The sequence below is a fragment of the Aeromicrobium sp. IC_218 genome (assembly GCF_004336805.1).
Taxonomy (GTDB): Bacteria; Actinomycetota; Actinomycetes; order Propionibacteriales; family Nocardioidaceae; genus Aeromicrobium.
On record NZ_SJXM01000002.1, the window covers coordinates 396,935 to 413,616 of the forward strand.

The window sequence follows — 16,682 nt, forward strand, 5'->3', positions numbered from 1 at the left end:
CTGTCACGTCCGCGGGATCAGCGCTCGGCCGAGCCCTCCGTGTAGTCCGCGTCGGTCTGCTGCCACGCGAAGTGGGCGCGCAGCTCCTTGCCGGTCGCCTCGATCGGGTGGCCGGCCTCCTTCTCGCGCAGCTCCTTGAACTCCGGCGCGCCGGCGTCCTGGTCGGCGATGAAGCGCTCGGCGAAGGCACCGTTCTGGATGTCGCCGAGGACCTCCTTCATGCGCTCCTTCACCGAGGCGTCGATGACGCGCGGGCCGGAGACGTAGTCGCCGTACTCGGCGGTGTCGGAGATGCTCCAGCGCTGCTTGGCGATGCCGCCCTCCCACATGAGGTCGACGATGAGCTTGAGCTCGTGCAGCACCTCGAAGTAGGCGATCTCGGGCTGGTAGCCGGCCTCGGTCAGCGTCTCGAAGCCCGCCTGCACGAGGTGCGACATGCCGCCGCAGAGCACGGCCTGCTCGCCGAACAGGTCGGTCTCCGTCTCCTCGGTGAACGTCGTCTTGATGACGCCGGCGCGGGTGCCGCCGATCGCCTTCGCGTACGACAGCGCGAGGTCCCAGGCCTTGCCGGAGGCGTCCTTCTCCACGGCGATGATGTCCGGGATGCCACGCCCGGCGACGAACTCGCGGCGCACCGTGTGGCCCGGGGCCTTCGGCGCGACGAGCACGACGTCGACGCCCTCGGGCGCCTCGATGTAGCCGTAGCGGATGTTGAAGCCGTGGCCGAACACGAGCGTGTCGCCCTCGGTCAGTGCCGGCGCGATCTCCTCGGCGTACAGCGTCCGCTGGACCTGGTCCGGAGCCAGGATCACGACGACGTCGGCCTCCTCCGCGGCCTCGCGGGGGGTGAGGACCGACAGGCCCTCGGCCTCGGCCTTGGCGCGGCTCTTGGAGCCCTCCTTCAGGCCGATGCGGACGTCGACGCCCGAGTCGCGCAGGTTGAGCGCGTGGGCGTGGCCCTGGCTGCCGTAGCCAATGACCGCGACGTTCTTGCCCTGGATGATGCTGAGGTCGGCGTCGTCGTCGTAGTAGAGCTCGGCCACGGGATGTGTCTCCTTGTGTGTAGGGGTGGTCTCAGCCGGCCTGCGTGCCGGGGACGGCGCGCAGGGTCCGGTCGGTGATGGAACGCGAGCCGCGACCGATCGCGACGCGACCGGACTGGACGATCTCGCGGATGCCGAAGGGCTCGAGGACGCGCAGCATGGCGGCGATCTTGCCGCTGTCGCCGGTGGCCTCGATGGTGATCGAGTCGGTGGCGACGTCGACGGCCTTGGCGCGGAAGAGCTGGACGGTCTCCAGCACCTGCCCGCGGGTCTGCGCGTCGGCCTTCACCTTGATCAGGACGAGCTCGCGCTCGACCGCGGACGTCGGCTCGAGCTCGACGATCTTGAGCACGTGGACCAGCTTGTTGAGCTGCTTGGTCACCTGCTCCAGGGCGATCTCGTCGACGCTGACCACGATCGTCATGCGCGAGATCTCCGGGATCTCGGTCGGGCCGACCGCCAGCGACTCGATGTTGAAGCCGCGGCGCATGAACAGGCTGGACACGCGGGCGAGCGCGCCGGGCGTGTTCTCCACCAGGACGCTGAGGGTGTGCTGCTGTCCGGTCACAGGTCGTCGTCCTCCCACTCGGGCGCGAGGTCCCGCGCGATCTTGATCTCGTCGTTGCTGGTGCCGGCGGCGACCATCGGCCAGACCATGGCGTCGCGCTCGACGACGAAGTCGATGACCACCGGGCGGTCGTTGATCGCCATGGCCTTCTCGATCGTGGCGTCCAGGTCGGCCTCGGAGTCGCAGCGCAGGCCGACGCAGCCGTAGGCGTCCGCGAGCTTCACGAAGTCCGGGATGCGGCGGGCGCCGATCGACTCCGGCCCGGTGTTGAGGTCGGTGTTGGAGTAGCGGCCCTCGTAGAACAGGGTCTGCCACTGGCGCACCATGCCCAGCGAGGAGTTGTTGATGACGGCGACCTTGATCGGGATGCCCTCGATCGCGCAGGTGGCCAGCTCCTGGTTGGTCATCTGGAAGCAGCCGTCGCCGTCGATCGCCCACACGACGCCGTCGGGCAGCGCCGCCTTGGCGCCCATGGCGGCCGGCACGGCGTAGCCCATGGTTCCGGCGCCGCCGGAGTTGAGCCACTGGCGCGGACGCTCGTAGGACACGTAGTGCGCCGCCCACATCTGGTGCTGGCCGACGCCGGCGACGTAGGTGGCCTCCGGGCCGGCGATCGCGCTGAGCCGCTCGATGACGGTCTGCGGCGCGAGGCCGTGGTCGGGCTTGTCGTACGAGACCGGGTAGCGCGCCTTGATCACGGCCAGGAACTCGCGCCACGCGGTGTAGTCGCCGCGCTCGTCGTCCTCCTCGGACGCCTTCTGCAGCGCGACCACCAGGTCGGCGATGACCTCGCGGGCGTCGCCGACGATCGGCACGTCCGCGATGCGGTTCTTGGAGATCTCGGCCGGGTCGATGTCGGCGTGGACGACCTTCGCGTCGGGCGCGAACGAGTCCAGGTTCCCGGTGACGCGGTCGTCGAACCGGGCGCCGAGCGACACGATCAGGTCGGCCCGCTGCAGCGCGCCGACCGCCGCCACCGTGCCGTGCATGCCGGGCATGCCCATGTGCAGCGGGTGGGAGTCGGGGAACGCGCCGCGCGCGGTCAGCGTGGTCACGACGGGGATCTGCGCCATCTCGGCGAGCACCTTGAGCTCGGCCGAGGCGTCGGCCTTGATGACGCCGCCGCCGACGTACAGCACGGGGCGCTCGGCCTCGAGCAGGAGCCGGGTGGCCTCGCGCACCTGCTTGCCGTGCGGCTTGGTCGTGGGCCGGTAGCCGGGCAGCGCCAGCTCGGTGGGCCACTCGAAGGTCGTCAGGGCCTGCAGCGCGTCCTTGGAGACGTCGACCAGCACGGGACCCGGACGGCCGGTGCCGGCGATGTGGAACGCCTCGGCCACGACGCGCGGGATCTCGGCCGCGTCGGTGACCAGGTAGCTGTGCTTGGTGATCGGCATCGTGATGCCGCGGATGTCCGCCTCCTGGAAGGCGTCGGTGCCGATGAACCCGCTGGCGACCTGGCCGGTGATCGCGACGATCGGGACCGAGTCCATGTACGCGTCCGCGATGGCGGTGACGAGGTTCGTCGCGCCGGGGCCGGACGTGGCCATGCAGACGCCGACGCGTCCGGTGACCATCGCGTAGCCCTGCGCCGCGTGGCCCGCGCCCTGCTCGTGGCGGACCAGGACGTGGCGAATGCTGGAGTCGAACAGCGGGTCGTACGCCGGGAGGATCGCGCCGCCGGGGATGCCGAAGATCGTGTCCACCCCGGCACGCTCGAGCGCGCGCACCAGGCTCTGGGCCCCGGTGATCTGCTCGTCGAGCTGCTTGGTCATGATGCGTGCCTATCGGTTGGTGTGGTGTCCGGACCCTCGCATAAAAAAAGCCCCCGGCCCGGACGTGGGCGCTGAGGGAAGACGCGACGGTCGAACCGACCGGCGCGTCTAGCGAAGTACTACGAGGACGTGGGCGTGCACGTCTCCGATCTTCGCCCCTCCGGCGTCACTTGGTCAAGTAATGAGACGGAAAGTCCGCCATGTGGACATCACCAGGGGTGCGGTGCGTAGTCCTTGAGGAAGACGCCGTGCACGTCCTCCCCCGCCTCGCCGCGCACGATCGGGTCGTACACGCGCGCGGCGCCGTCGACGAGGTCGAGCGGGGCCTTGAAGCCCTCCTCGGCGAGCCGCACCTTGGTGGTGTGCGGACGCTCGTCGGTGATCCAGCCGGTGTCGACGGCGGTCATGAGGATGCCGTCGGTCTCGAGCATCTCGCCGGCGCTGGTGCGGGTGAGCATGTTCAGCGCGGCCTTGCTCATGTTCGTGTGCGGGTGGCCGGGCCCCTTGTAGCGGCGGGCGAACTGGCCCTCCATCGCCGAGACGTTGACGACGTACGTGCGGCGGTGCGGCGACGCGGCCATGGCCGCACGCAGGCGGGTGATGAGGATGAACGGCGCGGTCTGGTTGCACAGCTGCACCTCGAGCAGCTCCAGCTCGGAGACCTCGCCGAGGTTCTGCACCCAGCTGTTGGTGTCGACGACGTCCGGCACCAGTCCCCCGGCGTCGATGCGGCTGAGGTCGGCCGACCCGGCGGTCATCGCCTCCTCGGTGAGCCGCTCGGCGGTGATCGCGTCGCCGGCCAGCACCGGGTGCGCGTCGACCGAGCCCATGAGCGCGGCCGGGTGCAGGTCGGACGTGTGGCCGAACGTCACCAGCGCGGGCTTGGGGCCGGCGGGCAGCGGGGTGCTCTCGGCCTCGGCGAGCGGGGCGTAGGCGCCGGGCGTTCGCCGGACGGTCTGGGCCGCGTTGTTGACGAGGATGTCGAGCGGGCCCTCGGACGCGACCTCGTCGGCCAGGGCGATGACCTGGCCGGGGTCGCGCAGGTCGATGCCGACGACCTTGAGCCGGTGCAGCCACTCGGCGCTGTCGGGCAGGCTCGAGAACCGGCGGACGGCGTCGCGCGGGAACCGCGTCGTGATGGTCAGGTGCGCGCCGTCGCGCAGCAGCCGCAGGGCGATGTACATGCCGATCTTGGCCCGGCCGCCGGTGAGCAGCGCCCGGCGTCCGGTGAGGTCGGTGCGGGCGTCGCGCTTGGCGTGGCTCAGCGCGGCGCACTCGGGGCACAGCTGGTGGTAGAAGGCGTCGACCGTCGTGTACTTGGCCTTGCACATGTAGCAGCCGCGCGGCACGAGCAGCTCGCCGGCGACGGCGCCCTTCGCGCTGGAGGTCAGCGGGATGCCGGCCGTCTCGTCGTCGATGCGCTGGGCGGAGCCCGTCGCGGTGCTCTCGACGACGGCCCGGTCGGCGGCCTGGACCTGCTCGCGCTTGGACTTGCGCCGCTCGCGCTTGGCGTCCTTGAAGAACCCGCCGGTGGCGCGGCGCAGCGCGACGTAGGCGGGGTCGTCGGGGTCGAGGGCTCCGGCCGTGGCGAGCACGCGCAGCGCGGTCTCGAGGTCGGCGGGGTCGATCTGCGCCTGCGGGTCGGCGGCGTCGTTCGTCAGAGTCATGGGTCCAGCACGGTGAGGAGAACGGGGGTCGCCCCATTGTCCCACGCCGCGCACGGTGCTCCGGCCGGCGACGGTGCTCTCAGCGCCACCAGCGCCGGCGGGGGGCGCTCACGCAGCAGCGCGTGCTCGTCGCCCAGCTGCCCGCGCAGCGCCGTCGGCACGTCGTCGAGCCGGACGACGTCCACCGTCGGGACGCCCAGCGCCCGCGGGTCGGTCGTGGCCGACAGCGCGGCCTCGAGCGCGGCGCCGACCGCGTCGGCGTCCTCGGCGGACGCGTCGTGGGCCAGGCAGCCGAGCACCGGACTGTCGCCCACGGTGTAGCCGAACGCCCGCAGCTCGCGCACGCGACCGGCGGCCGCAGCGACGAGGGCGTCGCGGACCGCGCCGGTGGGCCCGGTCCAGGCGTGGAGGGCCGCTGCACCCGGCGGGAACGGCGTCACGAGCCCGCGCAGCGCCGCGACGTCGTCGGCCGGAAGCGTGAGGCCCGACGGGAGCCGGGGGTCGACCTGCAGGCCGATGCCCGCCGGCAGCATGGCGACGAGGTCACGGACCGTGATCTGCCGGACGTCCCACGACTCGACGTGCAGCGCCTCGGTGATGGCGGCCTCGCTCGTCCAGACGCACACGGCCTGACGGCCGGGCTCGGGCTCGCTGCCCGAGAAGACGCCCGAAGCCCGGTCGACGCCGATGAGCACCCACGCCAGCAGCAGGTCCCAGCGGGTCGCGAAGACCGGCGCGTCGGGCGACTCCCCCACCGCGTGCGTCAGCTCAGGACGGCGCCGTCGGAGGCGGAGCCGACGAGCTTGCGGTACTTGGCCAGGACGCCCTTGGTGTAGCGCGGGGGCAGCGGCTCCCAGCCCTCCTTGCGCGCCTCGAGCTCGTCGGGGTCGACCTCGACCTCGAGCAGCTTGTTGGCCACGTCCAGGACGATCGGGTCGCCGTCGCGGACGAAGGCGATGGGACCGCCGTCGACCGCCTCGGGCGCCACGTGGCCGACGCACAGGCCGGTCGTGCCGCCGGAGAAGCGTCCGTCGGTGAGCAGCAGGACGTCCTTGCCCAGGCCCGCGCCCTTGATGGCGCCGGTGATCTTGAGCATCTCGCGCATGCCCGGACCGCCCTTGGGGCCCTCGTAGCGGATGACCACGACGTCGCCGGCGACGATCGTGCCGTCCTCGAGCGCGTCCATGGCGGCGCGCTCGCCGTCGAAGACGCGGGCGGTGCCGCGGAAGACGTCGGTGTCGAAGCCGGCGCTCTTGACGACCGCGCCGCCGGGGGCGAGCGAGCCGTTCAGCACGGTGATGCCGCCGTTGCGGTGGATCGGGCGGTCGAGCGGACGGATGACGTCGCCGTCGAGCTTCACGTCGAGGTCGGCGAGGTTCTCCTCCATGGTCTTGCCGGTGACCGTGAGGGTGTCGCCGTGCATGAGGCCGGCGTCCAGGAGGGCCTTCATGATGACCGGGATGCCGCCGACGCGGTCGACGTCGTACATGACGTACTTGCCGAACGGCTTGAGGTCGCCCAGGTGCGGGACCTTGTCACCGATCCGGGTGAAGTCCTCGAGCGTCAGGTCGACCTCGGCCTCGCGCGCGATGGCGAGCAGGTGGAGCACGGCGTTGGTCGAGCCGCCGAGCGCCATGACGATGGCGATGGCGTTCTCGAACGCCTTCTTGGTCATGATGTCGCGGGCGGTGATGCCCTGGCGGAGCAGGTTGACGACCGCCTGGCCGGACGCCTCGGCGAAGCCGTCACGGCGGCGGTCGGGCGCCGGCGGAGCGGCCGAGCCGGGCAGGCTCATGCCGATCGCCTCGGCCACGGACGCCATCGTGTTGGCCGTGTACATGCCGCCGCACGCGCCCTCGCCGGGACAGATCGCGCGCTCGATCTTGTCCAGCTGCTCGCGGCTGATCAGGCCCTTCATGCAGGCGCCGACGCCCTCGAAGCCGTCGATGAGGGTGACATCCTCGCCGTCGACCTTGCCCGGCATGATCGAGCCGGCGTAGAGGAAGACGCTGGCCAGGTCGAGCCGGGCGGCGGCCATGAGCATGCCCGGCAGGCTCTTGTCGCAACCGGCCAGCAGCACCGAGCCGTCGAGGCGCTCGGCCATCATGACCGTCTCGACCGAGTCGGCGATGACCTCACGGCTCACGAGCGAGAAGTGCATGCCCTCGTGGCCCATCGAGATGCCGTCGGAGACCGAGATCGTGCCGAACTCCAGCGGGTAGCCGCCGGCCGCGTGCACGCCGACCTTGGACGCCTTGGCGAGCCGGTCGAGCGAGAGGTTGCACGGGGTGATCTCGTTCCAGCTGGACGCGACGCCGATCTGGGGCTTCTCCCAGTCGTCGTCGCCCATGCCGACGGCTCGCAGCATGCCGCGCGAGGCCGTGGCCTCGATGCCGTCGGTGACGGTGCGGCTGCGCGGCTTGATGTCGATCTGGGGCTTGTCGGGGGTCTGCGCCATGCGTCACAGCGTACGCCGGGGCGACACGCCCGGGCGCGGGGTGTCGCCATGGTGGGACGCCGTCAGGTCATGGGCCGCGGCTCGGTCAGGCGGACGCTGTTGCCGGACGGGTCGCGGAAGCCGCAGTCGACGCCGTACGGACGCTCCTCGGGCTTCTCGGTGAACTCCACGCCGCGGACCACGAGCTCCTCGTACGCGGCGCGGCAGTCGGCGACGGTCAGGAACGCGGTGCCCGCCAGGCCCTTGGCCACGAGGTCGAGCACCTCCTGGCGTCCGGCGTCGGTGAGCATCGGCTCGCCCGGCACGGCCATGAGGACGATGGCGACGTCCTCCTGCCCGGGCGGGGCGACGGTCAGCCAGCGGAAGTTCCCCATCTCCGGGACGGTCACGTCCTCGCGGACCTGCATGCCGACCTTGGTCGTCCAGAAGTCCAGGGCCACGTCCTGGTCGTGGACCCACAGCTGGGTCGCGGCGATGTGCATGTCGTCTCCTTCGTCGAGGTGGTACGACCACGCTAGGAGTCACGCGGGGGCGGCGTCTTCCTCCCGTGTGCTGTCCTGCACGCGGCTGACCGGCCCCGGCCGCCGGGCGGCGAGCACGCACGCCGGCACCCGTGCCCAGGTGCCCGCGGGCGGGTGGGCCGCACGGTACGCCGTGGGCGTGACGCCGAACGCGCGGCCGAACGCCGTCGTGAAGGTGCCGACGCTGCTGAAGCCGACCTCGGCGCACACCCGGGCGACCGGGTGGTCGGTGCGGCGCAGCAGGGACGCGGCCCGCTCCAGCCGGCGGCTCTGCAGGTACGCGCCGGGCGTCAGGCCGAAGGTCGCGGTGAACGCCCGGGTGAAGTGCGAGCGCGACAGCCCGGCGGCCGCGGCCATGTCGGCCACGGTGATCGGCTCGTGGTGGTGCGCCGTGGCGAAGTCCTGGGCCCGCAGCAGGTGCCGGGCCGGTGGCAGCGGGGCCATGCGGCCCAGCATGGCATCAGAACAGCGGCACGAGCACGAGCGCGGACGCCCAGCTCACGAAGCTGCCGACCAGGACGTACTCGGCGGCGTGCCCGGGGGCGTCGCGCGAGATCTCGGGGAACCGCAGGATGCCCTTGGCCGCGACGACCGCCGCGAGCGCTCCGTACTCGCCGGCCAGGGCCATCGCGAACAGCAGGATGCGCTCGATCGGGCCCAGCACGCGCCCGCCCTGGAGGCTGCGCTCCTGGGCGATGACCTCGGCGCCGGTGGCGGTGAGCACCATGCGCACCAGCACGTTGGACGTGCCGACCAGGTGCACGAGCACGGCCGCGCCGAGCAGGGCGTGCGCGGCGTCGACGCCGGCGAGTGCCGGCAGGTCGAGCCCGTCGTACCAGCGCAGCAGCCAGCCGTCGCCCGTCGCCGGCGACGGCACGGCCAGGGCGAGCGCGGCGCAGGCCAGCAGGCCGACTAACGGCCACGGGTAGGCGCTGCCCCCGGCGGCGACCGGGGTCGTGAGCACCCAGGCGGCCGTCAGGGCCATGGCCAGCGGCACGAGCCACAGCACGTGCACGCCGAGCCCGAGCCCGGTGGTGAGCACCAGCGTCACGGCACCGGCCACGAGCACCGCACGGACGGCGGCAGCCGGCGGCACGACCCGGTCGCGCGGGCGGACGAGGTCGGCGGCGCCGAGGGCGGCGAGCAGGAGGGCGAGGAGCGTCATCGGGCCCCCAGCAGCTCAGCGGCACCGAGCACGGCCACCGCGCCCGAGCGCTGCAACGACTGGGACACGGCCGACTGCGACACCTGCTCGTCCTGGGCGATCTGCACCTGGGTCCGTCCTTCCAGCACGCCGGCGAGGATGCGGCGTGCGCGCTCGTTCATTCCGCCGACGAGCTGGTCGCGGCACAGCAGGTAGGCGTTGACGACGTCGGCCGGCGGGGCCTGCGGCGCGTCCTCGCCCACCGCGTACCAGGAGCGCAGCGAGCGGAACCGTCCCGACTCGCGGCGCTTGGCCTCGACGATGGCGTCGCGGGCGGCCCACCATGCCGGACCGTCCTGGAGCCGACCGTACGGCCCGGCACCGACGTCCTCGACCGTGCCCGCGCCCAGGCCGACCCGGCAGTCCAGCTCGCCGGGCAGGGCCAGACGCAGCAGCAGCGACGCGCGCAGCGCCGCGGCGACGTCGGGGAAGACCCCTTGGCACTCGTCGCCGACCGTCGGGGCGAGCGGCTCGAGCCCGGGAGCGACCCGGTTGACGTGCGCGAGCGCCTCGTCGAGCGCGCGCTGGACGGCGCGACGGTCCCCCTGGCGGCGCGAGCCGACGAGGTCGACGATGCAGGCCACGACTGAAGACGACATGAATGAAGCATAACGCTTAACTCAGCCCGATATAAGCCCTGACTGCCGCAGCAAGGTGTGCGCGTCCTAGAGTGCAGACGTGACCATCGCGCTCGCCACCGCCCTGCCGTTCCGGGACATCGACCCGGACCTGCCGCTGCTGCACGCCGCCGCCGAGCGCCGCGGCCTGGCGCTGGAGACCGTGCTCTGGGACGACCCCGCGGTGGACTGGGCCGGCTTCGACCTGGTCGTCGTGCGGTCGTGCTGGGACTACACCGACCGGCGCGAGGAGTTCCTGGACTGGGCCGCGACCGTGCCGCGCCTGGCCAACCCGGTCGAGGTGCTGCGCTGGAACACCGACAAGACCTACCTGCGCGAGGTGGCCGCCGCCGGCGTGCCCGTCATCGCGACCCAGTGGGACGTCCGTGACGGCGACCCGCTGGCCGGCGATGGCGAGCCCGACGCCGAGTGGGTCGTCAAGCCGTCGATCTCGGCCGGCTCGCGCGACACCGCTCGCTGGAGCGACCCGGCGGACGTGTACCGGCACAGCGAGGAGCTCGTCGCCCGCGGCCGCACGTCCATGACCCAGCGCTACGTCCCGTCGGTCGACAGCGACGGCGAGACCGCCATGCTGTTCCTCGGCGGGCACTTCTCGCACGCCATCCGCAAGGCGCCGCTGCTCGAGCGCGGCGAGGGCGTCAACGACCACCGCGACAGCCGCGGCGACATCACGCCGCGCGCGCCGACCGCCGCGCAGCTGGAGGTCGCCGCGTCGACGCACGACGCGCTCCGCGCCCTGTTCGGTCCCGACCTCGACCTGCTCTACGCGCGCATCGACCTGGTCACCGCGCCGGACGGGAGCCCGGTCGTGCTCGAGGTCGAGCTGACCGAGCCCAGCCTGTTCCTGCCGCAGAGCGGTGGCGGCGAGGACGTGCTGCTCGACGCGATCGAGCAGCGGGTGCGCGGCTAGCTCAGGACGCGGGCGCGTAGGTCAGGCAGTCGGCCGCGTCGGCGCCGGGGCCCACGCGGATGGAGTCCGCGCCGCACTCCAGCTCGTGGTTGTGCGTGCAGTCGGCGCGATGGCACGCACCGACCTTGGCGAGCGCCTTCGACAGGCCGCCGTGCACGTCCAGCGCGATGAACGTCCCGCAGGCGGCGTCGGAGCCGGCCTCCACGGTGATCGCACCGGCGTGGCAGGCGGTGTCGTGGTTGTAGGAGCACCCAGCGACCTCGCACTGGTGGACCTCGGGCAGCGTCGCGGTCATGGCGACCTCCTCGGACGGGGTTGCGTCCAGGCTAGGACCCGGCCCCCTGGGGAAGGGAAGCCTCAGCCGCGCCCGGATCCGTGCCGTCCTCAGCCACGACCCGGTCGCGACCCTCGCGCTTGGCCCGGTACAGCAGCGCGTCGGCGGCGCCGACCGGGTCGGGGCCGCCGGCCGAGACGACGCCCGCGCTGAACGTCTCCCCCGCACGGGCCGTCCGCCAGCGGCTCGCGAGCTCCTCCACGAGGGCGCTCGCGTCCGGCAGGCTGGCACCGACCAGGACCAGCAGGAACTCCTCGCCGCCGAACCGGAAGACGACGTCGGTGCGCCGGGTGCCCGTGACCAGGCACGCGGCGAAGTCGCGCAGCAGGGCGTCGCCGGCCGGGTGCCCGTGGGTGTCGTTGAACCGCTTGAAGTGGTCCAGGTCGAGCAGCGCCACGGCGTCGCCGGGGCCCAGCGCCGCCAGCGTCGCGTCGAGCCGCGAGCGGTTGGCCAGCCCGGTAAGCGGGTCGGTGCGCGCCAGCTGCGACAGCGCCTCGGACTGGGCGCGCACCATGTCCAGCAGCCGGGCCGGGACCTCGGCGACGAGGACCCAGATGGCCAGGATCACCGGGATGCGCACCAGCGAGACGTCCACCGAGATCTGCAGGATCCACAGGTACGGCGGCAGGGCCGGCAGCAGGCACCACCAGACGGTGCCCGGCCGCTGGGTCAGCCCGACGAACAGGAACGCCAGCGTGAACAGGCCGGGCAGCTCGTGGGCGGTCAGGGGGCTCACGACGTTGAGCACCGTCATGAGCGCCACCACGGCGACCGGCCAGAGCATCACCGAGCGCTCCGAGCCGTCGCGACCGAGCCCGCGCAGCAGCGCCCACACCGCAAAGGTGGCGGCCGCGACCGCGAGCACCGCCAGGACGACGCGCGGCGCCGTGTCCAGACGACCGTCGCTGACCGCGCCGGCCACCAGCACCACCAGCGTGACGCCCAGGAACGCACGAGCGCCCAGGACGTGCCAGCGGGCGACCGGGACCACGGGCGCGACCGCCGAGGACGACCTCGAGGTCGGCACCGCTAGCCGAGCTTCTCGAGCACGAGCTCCCTCACCCGTGCCGCGTCCGCCTGCCCCCGCATCTGCTTCATGACGGCACCGATGAGCGCCCCGGCCGCCGCGACCTTGCCGTCGCGGATCTTCTGCGCCACGTCCGGGTTGTCGGCGATCGCCTGGTCGACGGCCGCGCCGAGCGCACCCTCGTCCGAGACGACCTCGAGCCCGCGACCGGCCACGACCTCGTCGGGCGTGCCCTCGCCGGCCAGGACGCCGTCGAAGACCTGGCGCGCGAGCTTGTCGTTCACGCGTCCGGCGTCGATGAGGCCCTGGATCTGGGCCACGACCTGCGGCGTGATCGGCAGCGCGTCGAGGTCGACGCCGGTCTCGTTGGCGCGCCGGGCCAGCTCGCCCAGCCACCACTTCTTGGCCGCCTGCGGGGTCGTGCCCGCCTCGATGGTGGCGACGACGAGCTCGAGCGCGCCGGCACCGACGGTGTCGCGCATGTCGAGGTCGCTGAAGCCCCACTCGCCCTGCAGACGCGCGCGGCGCACGGCCGGCGGCTCGGGCAGCGTGGTGCGCAGCTCCTCGACCCACTCGCGCGACGGCGCCACCGGCGCGAGGTCGGGCTCGGGGAAGTAGCGGTAGTCGTCGGCGTCGGACTTCTCGCGGCCCGAGGACGTCGTGCCGGTGTCCTCGTGGAAGTGGCGCGTCTCCTGCAGCACCGAGCCGCCGGCGTCGAGGATGCCCGCGTGGCGGGTGATCTCGAACTTCACCGCCCGCTCGACCGAGCGGAAGGAGTTGACGTTCTTGGTCTCCGAGCGCGTGCCCAGGACGTCCGAGCCCTTCGGCTTGAGCGACAGGTTCACGTCGGCGCGCAGCGAGCCCTGGTCCATGCGGACGTCGGAGACGCCGAGGCCGCCGACCAGGTCGCGCAGCGTCGACACGTACGCGCGCGCCACGGCCGCCGCCTTCTCGCCGGGCACCTCGATGGTGCGCGTGACGATCTCGATGAGCGGGATGCCGGCACGGTTGTAGTCGATCAGCGAGTGGTCGGCGCCATGGATGCGTCCGGTGGAGCCGCCCACGTGGGTGGCCTTGCCGGTGTCCTCCTCCATGTGCGCGCGCTCGATCTCGATGCGGTACGTCTCGCCGTCGACCTCGATGTCCAGGTAGCCGTCGAAGGCGATCGGCTCGTCGTACTGCGACGTCTGGAAGTTCTTCGGCATGTCCGGGTAGAAGTAGTTCTTCCGGGCGAAGCGCGACAGCTCGGCGATCTCGCAGTTCAGCGCCAGGCCGATGCGGATGGCCGACTCGACCGCCTTCTCGTTGACGACCGGCAGGGCGCCGGGCAGCGCGAGGCAGACCGGGCAGACCTGCGTGTTCGGCGGCGCGCCGAAGGTCGTCGAGCAGCCGCAGAACATCTTGGTCGCGGTGTTGAGCTCGACGTGGACCTCCAGGCCCATCACCGGGTCGTAGCGGTCGAGCGCCTCGTCGAGGGGCACGAGCGTCTCGGTCATCGGGTCGCCTCCAGCTCGGGAGCCTTCGCAAGGATGGGGCCGCCCCAATGCTGCTCGAGCAGGCGCTCGAGCGTCGCGGCGGCGTTGTACAGGCGGTCGTCGGCGTGGGCCGGCGCCAGCAGCTGGAAGCCGGACGGGAGCCCGTCCTCGTCAGCCAGGCCGTTGGGGATGGAGATGCCGGGGATGCCGACCAGGTTGGCCGGGATCGTGGCGACGTCGCCCAGGTACATGGCCAGCGGGTCGTCGAGCTTCTCGCCCAGCTTGTAGGCCGTGGTCGGCGAGGTGGGCGACGCGAGCACGTCGACCTGCTCGAACGCGGCGGCGAAGTCGCGCGCCAGCAGCGTGCGGACCTTCTGCGCCGAGCCGTAGTAGGCGTCGTAGTAGCCGCTGGACAGCGCGTACGTGCCCAGGATGATGCGGCGCTTGACCTCGTCGCCGAAGCCCGCGTCGCGGGTGGCGGCCATGACCGCCTCGGCGCTGGGGGTCGCGCCGTCGGGCGTGACGCGCAGGCCGTAGCGCATGGCGTCGAAGCGGGCCAGGTTGCTGGACGCCTCGCTCGGCATGACCAGGTAGTACGCGGCCAGGGCCTGCTTCACGCTGGGCAGCGAGACCTCGACGACGTCGGCGCCGGCCTTCGTCAGCAGCTCCACGGACTCCTCGAACCGGGCGCGGACGCCGGGCTGGAAGCCCTCGCCGCCGAGCTCGGTGACGACGCCGATGCGCAGGCCGTCGACGTCCGCGCGGCGGGCGGCGGCCACGACGTCGGGGTACTCGCCGCTGATGCTGGTGGAGTCGCGGGGGTCGTGCCCGGCCATGACGCCGTGCAGCAGCGCGGCGTCCAGGACGGTACGGGTGACCGGTCCGGCCTGGTCGAGGCTGGAGGCCATGGCGATGAGCCCGTAGCGGCTGATCGCGCCGTAGGTGGGCTTGACGCCGACCGTGCCGGTGACGGCGCCGGGCTGGCGGATCGAGCCGCCGGTGTCGGTGCCGACGGCCAGTGGCGCCTCGAACGCGGCCACGGCCGCGGCCGAGCCGCCGCCGGAGCCGCCGGGGATGCGGTCCAGGTCCCACGGGTTGTGGGTGGGGCCGTAGGCCGAGTGCTCGGTGGAGGAGCCCATCGCGAACTCGTCCATGTTGGTCTTGCCCAGGATGGGCAGTCCGGCGGCCTTGAGCCGCTCGGTGACCGTGGCGTCGTACGGCGGGATCCAGCCCTCGAGGATCTTCGAGCCGGCCGTCGTGGGGACGCCACGGGTGGTGATGACGTCCTTGACCGCGATCGGGACGCCGGCGAGCTCGCCGAGCGTCTCGCCGGCGGCACGGCGGGCGTCCACGTCGGCGGCCTGGGCCAGCGCACCCTCGGCGTCGACGTGCAGGAAGGCGTTCACGGCGCCGTCGACCGCGGCGATGCGGTCGAGGTGGGCCTGCGTGGCCTCGACGGACGTGACGTCGCCCGAGGCGAGCCGCGCGGCGAGGTCGGCGGCGCTGAGCCGCGTGAGGTCGGTCATCAGTCCTCCCCGAGGATCTGGGGCACGAGGAACTTGTCGTCCTCGGAGGCGGGCGCACCGGCGAGGGCGTCGGCCGGCGCGAGGCTCGGCGTCGGCACGTCGGGGCGGAAGACGTTGCGCACCGGGATCGGGTGGCTCATCGCCTCCACGTCGTCACCGGCGACGGCCTGCACCTCGGCGACGTAGCCCAGGATCGAGGGGAGCTCGGCGCCCAGGCGGTCGAGCTCGGCCTCGCTCAGGTCGATGCGGGCCAGGCCGGCCAGGTGCGCGACGTCGTCGCGGGAGATCCGGGGTTCGGACATGCGGTTCCTTCGCGGGTGCGGGTGGGGTGCGCGTCCATCCTAGTGGTCGCTCCCCCGGCTCCCGGACGGCCTCGCCCCGCTCAGCCGCGCTCGAAGTCCTCGTCGACCAGGCTCGCGTTGACGTCCATGCCGGCGAGCGCCCCGTGGCTCGCGGCGGTGACCACCTGCGCGGTGGGGTCGGTGACGTTGCCGACCGCCCAGACGCCGTCGACGTTGGTGCGTCCGTGGTCGCCGGTCTCGATCGCCGGGCCCATCGGGGTGTCGTCGACCGCGACGCCAAGCTTCTCCAGCAGCGAGTGCGCCGGACGCATGGCCGGGACGGTGAACAGGGCGTCGACCTCGACGACCTCTCCCCCGGCCAGGTGCAGGCGCAACGGTCCGTCGTCGTCCCGCTCGACGCGCTCGAGCGCACCCTCGGCGAGCCGGACGTCGCGGCTGCTGAGCGCCTCGCGGCCGTCGTCGTCGAGCTCGGCGACGTCGTTGACCAGGAGCACGAGGTCGTCGGTCCACTGCCGCACGAGGCGGGCCTGGTGGGCGGCGTTCGGGTGCGTGGCCAGCACCGCGACCCGGCTGCCCTTCACCTCCTGCCCGTGGCAGTAGGGGCAGTGCAGGACGTCCAGCCCCCAGCCGTCGGCCAGGCCCGGGACGTCGGGCAGCGAGTCGTCGGTGCCGATCGCGGCGATCACCCGGCGGGCCCGGACGCAGGCCTGCCCGTCGACCTGGACGCGCAGCGTGTCGCCGTCGCGCTCCAGCCCGTCGACCGTGCCGGTGCGCAGCTCGACCCCGTAGCCGCGCACCTCGTCGCGGGCGAGGTCGAGCAGCTCGTCGGGCGGGACGCCGTCGCGGGTGAGGAAGCCGTGGACGTGCGAGGCGTAGCGGTTGCGCGGCTCGCCCGCGTCGACCACGAGGACGCGGCGTCGCGCGCGTCCGAGCACCAGGGCCGCGGAGAGCCCCGCGGGGCCGCCGCCCACCACCACCACGTCGTAGCTCTGCTCCGTCACGCCGCCCTGGTACCCCGATCGGGACCGTCCGACACGTCTGAGACCCAGGCGTGAGCTGGGGCGGGCGGTGAGCTGTCCCCCACCGACGAGGCTCCTCTGGTGGACAGCTCACCGCCCGCCGCCGCGGATGGTGGGTGACGCACCGCCCTAGGCCAGCTGGGTCGGGGCCGATCCGCTGGCCGAGCCAGCCCCGCTGGCTGAGCCTGTCGAAGCCCCCTTCGACAGGCTCAGGGGGC

The 16,682-nt window shown here is 72.8% G+C and carries 17 protein-coding genes; 1 reads left to right on the top strand and 16 read right to left on the bottom strand.

Features of this window, described 5'->3' with window-relative positions; genetic code table 11:
- Positions 1 to 17 precede the first annotated feature (17 nt).
- The 10 genes from ilvC to E0W78_RS04035 form a co-directional block, all read right to left on the bottom strand.
- Positions 18 to 1,043 (bottom strand): ketol-acid reductoisomerase, encoded by a 1,026-nt coding sequence (gene ilvC / locus E0W78_RS03990; RefSeq protein WP_131402534.1) that lies wholly within the window; start codon positions 1,041 to 1,043, stop codon positions 18 to 20.
- 31 nt (positions 1,044 to 1,074) lie between these two features.
- Positions 1,075 to 1,611 (bottom strand): acetolactate synthase small subunit, encoded by a 537-nt coding sequence (ilvN, locus tag E0W78_RS03995; RefSeq protein WP_131402535.1) that lies wholly within the window; start codon positions 1,609 to 1,611, stop codon positions 1,075 to 1,077.
- Complete coding sequence (locus E0W78_RS04000; protein ID WP_131402536.1) at positions 1,608 to 3,383, bottom strand: acetolactate synthase large subunit; 1,776 nt, start codon at positions 3,381 to 3,383, stop codon at positions 1,608 to 1,610. Before E0W78_RS04000 ends, ilvN begins: the two co-directional genes overlap by 4 nt.
- A 209-nt stretch (positions 3,384 to 3,592) precedes the next feature.
- Complete coding sequence (locus tag E0W78_RS04005) at positions 3,593 to 5,050, bottom strand: SDR family oxidoreductase (protein ID WP_131402537.1); 1,458 nt, start codon at positions 5,048 to 5,050, stop codon at positions 3,593 to 3,595.
- Positions 5,047 to 5,805, bottom strand: coding sequence for an SseB family protein (locus tag E0W78_RS04010; RefSeq protein WP_131402538.1), 759 nt, complete (start codon positions 5,803 to 5,805; stop codon positions 5,047 to 5,049). The genes E0W78_RS04005 and E0W78_RS04010 overlap by 4 nt, the downstream gene beginning before the upstream one ends.
- 8 nt (positions 5,806 to 5,813) lie before the next feature.
- On the bottom strand, positions 5,814 to 7,508 hold the full coding sequence (gene ilvD, locus E0W78_RS04015) for a dihydroxy-acid dehydratase (RefSeq protein ID WP_131402539.1): 1,695 nt from the start codon (positions 7,506 to 7,508) through the stop codon (positions 5,814 to 5,816).
- A gap of 62 nt (positions 7,509 to 7,570) precedes the next feature.
- On the bottom strand, positions 7,571 to 7,990 hold the full coding sequence (locus E0W78_RS04020; protein ID WP_131402540.1) for a VOC family protein: 420 nt from the start codon (positions 7,988 to 7,990) through the stop codon (positions 7,571 to 7,573).
- A gap of 39 nt (positions 7,991 to 8,029) precedes the next feature.
- Complete coding sequence (locus tag E0W78_RS04025) at positions 8,030 to 8,473, bottom strand: AraC family transcriptional regulator (RefSeq protein ID WP_131402541.1); 444 nt, start codon at positions 8,471 to 8,473, stop codon at positions 8,030 to 8,032.
- A 16-nt stretch (positions 8,474 to 8,489) separates the two neighbouring features.
- Entirely contained in the window at positions 8,490 to 9,194 is a 705-nt protein-coding gene (locus E0W78_RS04030; RefSeq protein ID WP_131402542.1) for a hypothetical protein, read from the bottom strand.
- The gene (locus E0W78_RS04035; protein ID WP_131402543.1) at positions 9,191 to 9,832 is read right to left on the bottom strand and encodes a SatD family protein; all 642 of its coding nucleotides are present in this window, start codon (positions 9,830 to 9,832) and stop codon (positions 9,191 to 9,193) included. Before E0W78_RS04035 ends, E0W78_RS04030 begins: the two co-directional genes overlap by 4 nt.
- A gap of 79 nt (positions 9,833 to 9,911) precedes the next feature.
- Here E0W78_RS04035 and E0W78_RS04040 point away from each other — a divergent pair, with 79 nt between their 5' ends.
- Positions 9,912 to 10,781, top strand: a complete 870-nt coding sequence (locus E0W78_RS04040) for a hypothetical protein (RefSeq protein ID WP_131402544.1) — start codon at positions 9,912 to 9,914, stop codon at positions 10,779 to 10,781.
- Position 10,782: 1 nt separating this feature from the next.
- On the opposite strand, the gene E0W78_RS04045 is transcribed toward E0W78_RS04040, so the two are convergent.
- From E0W78_RS04045 to E0W78_RS04070, 6 genes are all read right to left on the bottom strand, one after another.
- On the bottom strand, positions 10,783 to 11,076 hold the full coding sequence (locus E0W78_RS04045) for a DUF1540 domain-containing protein (protein ID WP_131402545.1): 294 nt from the start codon (positions 11,074 to 11,076) through the stop codon (positions 10,783 to 10,785).
- A 31-nt stretch (positions 11,077 to 11,107) separates the two neighbouring features.
- On the bottom strand, positions 11,108 to 12,142 hold the full coding sequence (locus E0W78_RS04050) for a GGDEF domain-containing protein (RefSeq protein WP_131402546.1): 1,035 nt from the start codon (positions 12,140 to 12,142) through the stop codon (positions 11,108 to 11,110).
- Between the two features lie 2 nt (positions 12,143 to 12,144).
- Positions 12,145 to 13,638 carry an Asp-tRNA(Asn)/Glu-tRNA(Gln) amidotransferase subunit GatB gene (gene gatB, locus E0W78_RS04055; RefSeq protein WP_131402547.1) on the bottom strand — a complete coding sequence of 498 codons (1,494 nt, stop codon included), beginning with the start codon at positions 13,636 to 13,638 and terminating at the stop codon, positions 12,145 to 12,147.
- On the bottom strand, positions 13,635 to 15,143 hold the full coding sequence (gene gatA / locus E0W78_RS04060; RefSeq protein ID WP_131402548.1) for an Asp-tRNA(Asn)/Glu-tRNA(Gln) amidotransferase subunit GatA: 1,509 nt from the start codon (positions 15,141 to 15,143) through the stop codon (positions 13,635 to 13,637). Before gatA ends, gatB begins: the two co-directional genes overlap by 4 nt.
- Positions 15,143 to 15,445 carry an Asp-tRNA(Asn)/Glu-tRNA(Gln) amidotransferase subunit GatC gene (gatC, locus tag E0W78_RS04065; protein WP_131402549.1) on the bottom strand — a complete coding sequence of 101 codons (303 nt, stop codon included), beginning with the start codon at positions 15,443 to 15,445 and terminating at the stop codon, positions 15,143 to 15,145. The genes gatA and gatC overlap by 1 nt, the downstream gene beginning before the upstream one ends.
- An 80-nt stretch (positions 15,446 to 15,525) precedes the next feature.
- Positions 15,526 to 16,446 (bottom strand): NAD(P)/FAD-dependent oxidoreductase, encoded by a 921-nt coding sequence (locus tag E0W78_RS04070; RefSeq protein WP_131402550.1) that lies wholly within the window; start codon positions 16,444 to 16,446, stop codon positions 15,526 to 15,528.
- Positions 16,447 to 16,682 lie beyond the last annotated feature (236 nt).